The organism is Pseudomonas sp. (assembly GCF_036387035.1).
Lineage (GTDB): Bacteria > Pseudomonadota > Gammaproteobacteria > Pseudomonadales > Pseudomonadaceae > Aquipseudomonas.
Genome location: NZ_DASVUM010000055.1, coordinates 21,759 through 29,958, shown reverse-complemented (window position 1 = coordinate 29,958; position 8,200 = coordinate 21,759). Strand labels below are relative to the sequence as shown.

Here is an 8,200-nt window from a genome sequence, read left to right as displayed (position 1 = left end):
GAGCGGCAAACAGCGGCGTTGGCCAAGGCCCGTCAGTATTGAGAAGCACCTTCACTGTGGGAGCCGGCTTGCTGGCGAATACGTTGGATCGGTCAACATCTCTGCAGCTGACCCACCGCGTTCGCCAGCAAGCCGGCTCCTACAAGGGATTGCGTAAAGCCGCGAAATGGAGCGAACTATGAAAATCGGACTTATCGGCTACGGCAAAGGCGGGCGCTACTTCCACGCGCCGCTGATCGCCAGCCTGGCAGGCGTGACGTTTGCCGGCGTGGTCACCCGTTCGCCGGAACGCCGTCAGGACCTGCACAACGATTACCCCAAGGTCCCGGCGTTCGACAGCCTGGCCGATCTGGTGGTTGCCGGTGTCGACGCGGTGGTGATCTCGACACCGCTGGCGTCCCGGCGCGCGTTGATCATGGAAGCCATTGAACTCGGCGTTCCGGTCGTGAGCGACAAGCCGTTTGCCCCGGATGCCCAGGCGGCCCAGGCACTGGTGGATGCCGCCGAACGACGGGGCGTGCTGTTGAGCGTGTACCAGAACCGGCGCTGGGACTCGGATTTCCTGACCGTGCGCAAACTGATCGATCAGGGCGTGCTGGGGCCCATCAGCCGCTTCGAATCCCGGGTCGAACGCTATTCGCCTTCGTCCGTCGGCAAAGAGAGCGGCGGCGGCATTCTGCGGGACCTCGGTAGCCACTTGGTCGATCAGGCGTTGTTGCTGTTCGGCCCGGTCAAGCGGGTGTACGCCGAGCTTGAGTTTGCCACTGCTGAACAGAACGTCGATCACGGGTTTTTCATTTCACTGACCCATGCCAACGGGGTGGTCTCGCACCTCTGGGGCAACTGCCTGCAAAACGCCCAAGGTCCGCGATTTCGGGTCAACGGCTCCCAAGGCTGCTATACCGTTGATGGCCTCGACGGACAGGAAGCCGCAGCATTGGCCGGGTTGTCGCCCAGGTCCGAAGGCGAACGCTGGGGCGTGGAAGAGCACCGGCGCTGGGGCTGGTTCGAACAGGGCGAGCAGCGGGAGCGGGTCCCGTCCGAGCGGGGATGCTGGAGCGAGTTTTACCGGCAGCTGCAGGATGCGGTGATCAACCGGGGACGTAATCCGGTGGACGCCAACGAGGCGGTGGCTTCGGCCCAAGTGCTGGACGCCGCGAGGACAAGTGCGATGGAGGGCAGGGTGGTGATGCTGTGAGAGTCCGAACGGATCTCGATCTGTAGGCGCTGGCTTGCTGGCGAACCATTGATGTACGGGCATCCGAAACCGTTAATGACACCCCGCATTCGCCAGCAAGCCGGTTCCTGCAAGGGATCGGGTAACGCCCCTGATAAATGGGTTCAGGTAACAAATATCAAAATAGAAATTAATTCTAAAAGCGGTTGAAGTAGAAATTATTTTCCAATAGAGTCATTTCCAGGTTGCCGATTCGCCGTCAGCACCTGATGCCGGAAACCCCGGCAGCAGGCTGAACGAGCGACACAAAAACAAGAAAGCCAATCGCAGACAGGTACCGCCAATGAACATCTTCAGATCAGCCGCCAAGGCTTGCCGTCCCTTCTTCCTCGCGCTTCCCGCCATTTCTCATCTTATTTCCCGTGCAGCTTCCCGGCAGATGCGCAGAGCCGCCCCGGCTCTGGAATCGGCGCTGGAAACCATCGCCCACGTGCTCTGCGTTGAAAGCCGCGGCGTCATGGTGTGCGGCGCGTCGGGCGGTTCGGTGGCGCACCTTCAAGCCACAACGTCTTCCCCCGCGCACTGATTGTCAGCACCTCCAGCAGTCGTTACCCCTGTCATTACAACAACAATAATCTGGAGAAAGACCGTTCATGAATACCCAGCTCCGTTTCACCTCGCTCGCCCTCGCCTTGATGCTCGGCAGCGGCGCTGCCCTGGCAGCCGACCTGAAAATCGGCGTCGCCATGTCGCAGTTCGATGACACCTACCTGACCTACATGCGCGAAGACATGGACAAAAAAGTCAAAGCCATGGGCGGTGTTGATCTGCAGTTTGTCGATGGCCGCAATGACGTGAACAAACAGCTCGACCAGGTGCAGGAGCTGATCGGCAAGAAAGTCGACGCACTGATCGTCAACCCGGTCGACACCGAAGCGACCAACCGCATCACCAAGATCGCGACGGCCGCCGGCATCCCGCTGGTTTACGTCAATCGCCGCCCGGATGACCCCAAGCTGCCCGCAGGCGTCGCCTCTGTGACCTCGGACGACAAGGAAGCCGGGCGCATGCAGATGGAATACCTGGCCAAGAAGATGGACGGCAAAGGCAACGTTGTGATTCTGCTGGGCGAGCTGGCGAACAACTCGACACGGGACCGCACGGCAGGCGTCAAAGAGGTCCTGAAAAACTACCCCAACATCAAGGTCACCCAAGAGCAGACCGGGGCCTGGCAGCGCCAGAAGGGCATGGACGTGACCAATGACTGGCTGACCCAGGGCGGTGACTTCAAAGCGGTCATTTCCAACAACGATGAAATGGCCATCGGCGCGGCCATGGCCCTGAAGCGGGCGGGCAAGAAAGGCGAGGTGTTTGTCGCGGGTGTCGACGGCACCCCGGACGGCCTGAGCGCCGTGAAGAAAGGCGACTTGACCGTCTCGGTGTTTCAGGACGCCAAAGGTCAGGGCGAGGGCGCCATCGATGCGGCCGTGAAGCTGGCGAAGAAGGAAGCCCTGCCTGAACAAGCCATCGTGATCCCGTTCAAGCTGATCACGCCGGACAACGTCGGCACCTTCAAGTAAACGCTCGCCTCATCACGACCGATACCCGGCAGAGCACCGCACCGCTGTGCCTCTGCCGTCCCTGTCTCTCGAGGAGCCTGTGACCATGTTCGCTTCCGCAACCGCTTCGGCATCAACTCACCCGTCCGCTTCCGGGATGGCGAGCGACGCCGAACACCCTTATCTGCTGGAAATTACCAACATCAGCAAGGGCTTCCCCGGGGTGGTGGCGCTGGACAACGTGCAACTGCGCGTGCGGCCCGGCACCGTGCTGGCGCTCATGGGCGAGAACGGCGCGGGCAAGTCCACGCTGATGAAAATCATCGCCGGCATTTACCAGCCCGACACCGGTGAAATTCGCTTGCGCGGCAAACCGGTGGTGTTCCAGTCGCCGTTGGCCGCTTTGCAATCGGGCATCGCGATGATCCATCAGGAACTGAACCTGATGCCGCACATGAGCATCGCCGAAAACATCTGGATCGGTCGTGAACAGCTCAACGGTCTGCACATGGTCGATCACCGCGCGATGCACCGCTGCACCGCAAAATTGCTCGAGCGCCTGCGCATCAACCTCGATCCGGAAGAACAGGTCGGCAACCTGAGCATCGCCGAACGGCAGATGGTCGAGATCGCCAAGGCCGTTTCCTACGACTCAGACGTGTTGATCATGGATGAGCCGACCTCCGCCATTACCGAAAAGGAAGTGGCTCACCTGTTTTCGATCATTGCTGATCTGCGCGCCAAGGGTAAGGGCATCATCTACATCACCCACAAGATGAATGAAGTGTTCGCCATCGCCGACGAGGTGGCGGTGTTCCGCGACGGCGCCTACATCGGGCTGCAGCGGGCCGACAGCATGGACGGCGACAGCCTGATTTCCATGATGGTCGGGCGCGAACTCACCCAGCTGTTTCCCGAGCGCGATCTGCCCCAGGGCAAGTTGTTATTGTCGGTGCGTGATCTGGCACTGGACGGCGTGTTTGAAGGCGTCTCCTTCGATCTGCATGTCGGCGAAGTGCTGGGCATTGCCGGCCTGATGGGCTCGGGGCGCACCAATGTCGCCGAGACGATCTTCGGCATTACCCCGAGCACGCGCGGCGAAATTCGCCTCGACGGCACGCCGATTCGCGTCAGCGACCCGCACTTTGCCATCGAGAAAGGCTTCGCGCTGCTGACCGAGGACCGCAAGCTCAGCGGCCTGTTTCCGTGCCTGTCGGTGCTGGAAAACATGGAAATGGCCGTGCTTCCGCAGTACGCCGGCAATGGCTTTGTGCATCAAAAAGCCCTGCGCGCGCTCTGCGAAGACATGTGCAAGAAGCTGCGGGTGAAGACGCCATCGCTGGAGCAGTGCATCGACACGCTGTCCGGCGGCAATCAACAGAAGGCCCTGCTGGCGCGCTGGTTGATGACCCATCCGCGCGTGTTGATTCTTGATGAGCCCACCCGGGGCATCGACGTCGGCGCCAAGGCCGAGATATACCGCCTCATTTCCCTGCTCGCCAGCGAGGGCATGGCGGTGATCATGATTTCGTCCGAGCTGCCGGAGGTGCTGGGCATGAGCGATCGGGTCATGGTCATGCACGAAGGGGAAATGATGGGCACCCTTGACCGCGCCGACGCCACCCAGGAGCGGGTCATGCACCTCGCTTCCGGAAACCCTGTCCACTGAGCCCGGTTTCACCGAAGTACCCTTACTGAAGCACCCTTTACTGAAGCACCGTTGAATGAATCCCTGGCTGCTGAAGCTCCGGTCCGAGCACTGCCCAAAGCCCGTATCGGGTCGAACAAGAACAAGAGGCACACATGAAGATGAACGCGATGCTGGAAAACAAACCCGCGCTGGCGCCTCGCAAGCACAAACGCCGGCTGCCCACCGAACTAAGCATCTTTCTGGTGCTGATCGGCATTGGCCTGATTTTCGAGCTGTTCGGCTGGATCGTCCGCGATCAGAGCTTTCTGATGAACTCCCAGCGGCTGGTACTGATGATTCTGCAGGTGTCGATCATCGGCCTGCTGGCCATCGGCGTGACCCAAGTGATCATCACCACCGGCATCGATTTGTCATCGGGCTCGGTGCTGGCGCTGTCGGCAATGATCGCCGCCAGCCTGGCGCAATCATCGGATTACACCCGGGCGGTGTTCCCGTCGCTCACCGATCTGCCGGTGTGGGCGCCGGTGGTGGCCGGGCTCGGGGTGGGGCTGCTGGCCGGTGCGATCAACGGCAGCATCATCGCCATCACCGGTATCCCGCCGTTCATCGCGACCCTGGGCATGATGGTCTCGGCCCGTGGCCTGGCGCGCTATTACACCGGCGGTCAGCCGGTGAGCATGCTCAACGATTCCTACACTGCGATCGGCCAGGGCGCCATGCCGGTGATCATCTTTCTGGTGGTCGCGGTGATCTTTCACATCGCCCTGCGTTACACCAAGTACGGCAAATACACCTACGCCATCGGCGGCAACATGCAGGCGGCGCGCACGTCGGGGATCAACGTCAAGCGTCATCTGGTGATCGTCTACAGCATCGCCGGTCTGCTGGCAGGGCTGGCCGGCGTAGTCGCTTCGGCACGGGCGGCCACGGGGCAGGCCGGCATGGGCGTTTCCTATGAGCTGGATGCCATCGCTGCTGCGGTGATCGGCGGCACCAGCCTGGCCGGTGGCGTTGGTCGCATCACTGGCACCGTCATCGGCGCGCTGATTCTGGGCGTCATGGCCAGCGGGTTTACCTTCGTGGGCGTCGACGCTTATGTGCAGGACATCATCAAGGGCCTGATCATCGTCGCCGCCGTGGTCATCGATCAGTACCGCAACAAGCGCAAGCTCAAGCGCTGAGCCGAAAGGGTATGACCGAAAGGGCCTGATCTCAGGCCCTTTCGTTTTTCAACCGTTGAACCGATGACGCAACGGCCGGTCAGACACCATCTGCCTCGTTTCGAGGACGCCCGGGCAGGGTGAGTGTGCGATCAAACCCCGGCGCGACCCGATGCCACCGGGTATCCAGGCCCTTGTTGGACGAATCCTGATCAATTATGTTGCCGAGTACCGAACCCGGCCTTAGACTGCCGCCCCTCGTAAATTGAGTGCCAAGCGGCGCTTCGAGACTACGGCGCGTTTAATGCCAGGTTGAGGCGCACCTTTGAGATCGCCTTAATGCACGTTTTTTTATAGAGAAATCAATGACCAAGGAAAAGTTGCTGGCGATGCCGGCCGATGACTACATGAACGCCGAGCAGCACGCGTTCTTCGTCGACCTGTTGCAAGCCATGAAAGTCGAAATCCACGCGCGCATCGAGCAGAGCCGTATCGCTATCGAGAGCTTGGACTCCCCGGCTGACCCTGCCGACGCCGCTTCCGTGGAAGAAGAGCGCCACTGGCTGGTGAACGTAATTGACCGCGACCAACGCATGCTGCCGCAGCTGGAAATGGCCCTGAGCCGCATCGCTGACGACACCTTTGGCTGGTGCGAAGACAGCGGCGAGCCAATTGGCCTCAAGCGCCTGCTGATCAGCCCGACCACCAAGTACTGCATCGAAGCTCAAGAACGCCACGAGCAGATCGACCGCCACCAGCGTCAGGCGTGATCCATCGGGTTCGACCGCCCGCAACGGGCGGTCGAGCCGCTTCACCGCGCAGCGTCTTTGCGCTGATCCTGTGACACCCTCTGCACCGCACATTTCCGACCGACTGCCACCAATGGCTCATGGCGCATGGCCGCTATTTGGGCGTTTAATGCTTTCACAATAATGAAAGCAGGGCAGGTCCCGGACATGGATGCGAAAGCTCACCACGCACTAACACCCTCCCACCCCGCACACGCGTCCGCCGACAGGCCGGTCGTTACCGGTTCGCGCTGGCTGACGCCCGCGCTGCAGAGCCTTGGGCTGTGCCTGCTGTTCGCGGCGATGGCCTGGGGCAATGTGCCGGTTTACGCAAGCCTGCCCGTCGCGCTGGCGCTGCTGTGGTTACCGCGGCTGTTGGCGCGCCACGCGCCGGTTGCAGTAACGGCACAGGGCGAAGACGGCATGACGCACCTGACCCGCGATTTGTCCCGAAGCACCAGCCATAACGCGCTGTCCGCGGCGGCCGTGGCGTTTTCCGTCAGGCAACTGGCAGGCAAGCTGCAATCTCAAGTCAACGCGGCCGAGCAGATCGTCAGCAGCGCCGACGTGATGATCGCCACCGAGCGCGCCACCTCGACCCTGAGCCAGCAAGCGCTCGCGGCCGCCATCCAGGCGCGGGAGAGCAGCGGCGAGGGGCTGAGCGTACTCAACGCCTCCATTGGCCTGATGCACCAGTTGAGCATACGGGCCGACAACAGCCGTGAACTCATCGAAGCGCTCAGCCAGCGCAGCGAAGACATCCAGCGTGTCACGGCGGTCATCCAATCCATCGCCAGCCAGACCAATCTGCTCGCCCTGAACGCCGCCATCGAAGCTGCGCGCGCCGGGGAACATGGCCGTGGTTTCGCCGTGGTCGCCGATGAAGTGCGCGGGCTGGCAGGGCGCACGGCGGCAGCCACCGGCGAGGTCGGGGAGATGGTGGCTGACATCCAGCAGCGCACCCGTCAGGTGGTCGAACAGATTCGTCAGTTGTCGGGGGACTTGAGCGGCGGCGTGGCCCAGGTTGAGTCCACCGGGCAGCAGTTGGCGAGCATCGCCCAACTGGCCGTGGGCGTGGAGCAACAGGTGGGCGAAATCGCGCGGGGCGCCGAGACCAACCAGGCGCAGCTGAGCAGCTTGTTCGTCGCCGTGGAGCAAATGCGCAGCGACCTGGCCATCAGTGATGACCAGACCCGGCGTCTGGCGCAATCGGCGCTGCAGATGGAAGAACAGGCGGAAACCATCAGTGAACGGCTTGCCCAGGTGGGCCTCGATGACTACCACCAGCGTATCTATGACCTTGCTCGGGAAGGCGCGAGCCAGATCGCGGCAAAGTTCGAGCAGGACATCGACCAGGGCAGGGTCAGCCTGACGGACCTCTTCGACCGCACCTATCAACCCATCGCCAACACCTCGCCGGCCAAGTACCAGACACGCTTCGACCGCTACGCCGATCAAACGCTGCCGGCCATTCAAGAGCCGCTGCTGACGCGCCATGAAGGCTTGGTTTTCGCCATCGCCTGCACGCAACAGGGCTATGTGCCGACGCACAATCAGGTGTTCAGCCGGCCGTTGACGGGTGACACGGCGGTCGATGCGGTGAACAACCGCACCAAGCGCAAATTCGACGACCGCACCGGCATTCGCTGTGGCAGTCATCAGCAAGCGGTGCTGTTGCAGACCTACACCCGCGACACTGGCGAACTGATGCACGACCTGTCCGTGCCCATCGTCGTTAAAGGCCGGCATTGGGGCGGTCTGCGCCTGGGCTACAAGCCTGAGAAGCGCTAGGCGTTAAGCGGCAAGCTTCAAGCGAAGAGCGGTGCAGCCAGCTTGCAGCTTGCAATTTGAGGCTTGCCGACACG

General features: G+C 61.8%; 7 protein-coding genes and 1 pseudogene. All 8 read left to right on the top strand.

Features of this window, described 5'->3' with window-relative positions:
• Positions 1–182, top strand: a 182-nt coding sequence (locus VF672_RS04885) for a hypothetical protein (RefSeq protein ID WP_331102037.1), incomplete at its 5' end; no start/stop codon positions are given.
• A complete protein-coding gene (locus tag VF672_RS04880) occupies positions 179–1,198 on the top strand; it encodes a Gfo/Idh/MocA family protein (RefSeq protein ID WP_331102036.1) in 1,020 nt (339 codons plus the stop codon). The genes VF672_RS04885 and VF672_RS04880, both read left to right, overlap by 4 nt.
• 322 nt (positions 1,199–1,520) lie before the next feature.
• A complete protein-coding gene (locus VF672_RS04875) occupies positions 1,521–1,763 on the top strand; it encodes a hypothetical protein (protein ID WP_331102035.1) in 243 nt (80 codons plus the stop codon).
• Between the two features lie 67 nt (positions 1,764–1,830).
• Positions 1,831–2,757, top strand: coding sequence for a sugar ABC transporter substrate-binding protein (locus VF672_RS04870; protein WP_331102033.1), 927 nt, complete (start codon positions 1,831–1,833; stop codon positions 2,755–2,757).
• Positions 2,758–2,842: 85 nt separating this feature from the next.
• Positions 2,843–4,405 (top strand): sugar ABC transporter ATP-binding protein, encoded by a 1,563-nt coding sequence (locus VF672_RS04865; protein ID WP_331102031.1) that lies wholly within the window; start codon positions 2,843–2,845, stop codon positions 4,403–4,405.
• Positions 4,406–4,545: 140 nt separating this feature from the next.
• Positions 4,546–5,568 carry an ABC transporter permease gene (locus VF672_RS04860; RefSeq protein ID WP_331102039.1) on the top strand — a complete coding sequence of 341 codons (1,023 nt, stop codon included), beginning with the start codon at positions 4,546–4,548 and terminating at the stop codon, positions 5,566–5,568.
• Positions 5,569–5,912: 344 nt separating this feature from the next.
• Complete coding sequence (locus VF672_RS04855; RefSeq protein WP_331102029.1) at positions 5,913–6,317, top strand: TraR/DksA family transcriptional regulator; 405 nt, start codon at positions 5,913–5,915, stop codon at positions 6,315–6,317.
• 786 nt (positions 6,318–7,103) lie between these two features.
• Positions 7,104–8,126 (top strand): annotated as a pseudogene (locus VF672_RS24530) (methyl-accepting chemotaxis protein); the annotation flags it as partial.
• Positions 8,127–8,200 lie beyond the last annotated feature (74 nt).

Excerpts from the sequence above, each read along its gene's own strand:
- VF672_RS04870 (WP_331102033.1), top strand. The coding sequence starts at position 1,831 with ATGAATACCCAGCTCCGTTTCACCTCGCTCGCCCTCGCCTTGATGCTC.
- VF672_RS04875 (WP_331102035.1), top strand. The coding sequence starts at position 1,521 with ATGAACATCTTCAGATCAGCCGCCAAGGCTTGCCGTCCCTTCTTCCTC.
- VF672_RS04880 (WP_331102036.1), top strand. The coding sequence starts at position 179 with ATGAAAATCGGACTTATCGGCTACGGCAAAGGCGGGCGCTACTTCCAC.
- VF672_RS04865 (WP_331102031.1), top strand. The coding sequence starts at position 2,843 with ATGTTCGCTTCCGCAACCGCTTCGGCATCAACTCACCCGTCCGCTTCC.
- VF672_RS04860 (WP_331102039.1), top strand. The coding sequence starts at position 4,546 with ATGAACGCGATGCTGGAAAACAAACCCGCGCTGGCGCCTCGCAAGCAC.
- VF672_RS04855 (WP_331102029.1), top strand. The coding sequence starts at position 5,913 with ATGACCAAGGAAAAGTTGCTGGCGATGCCGGCCGATGACTACATGAAC.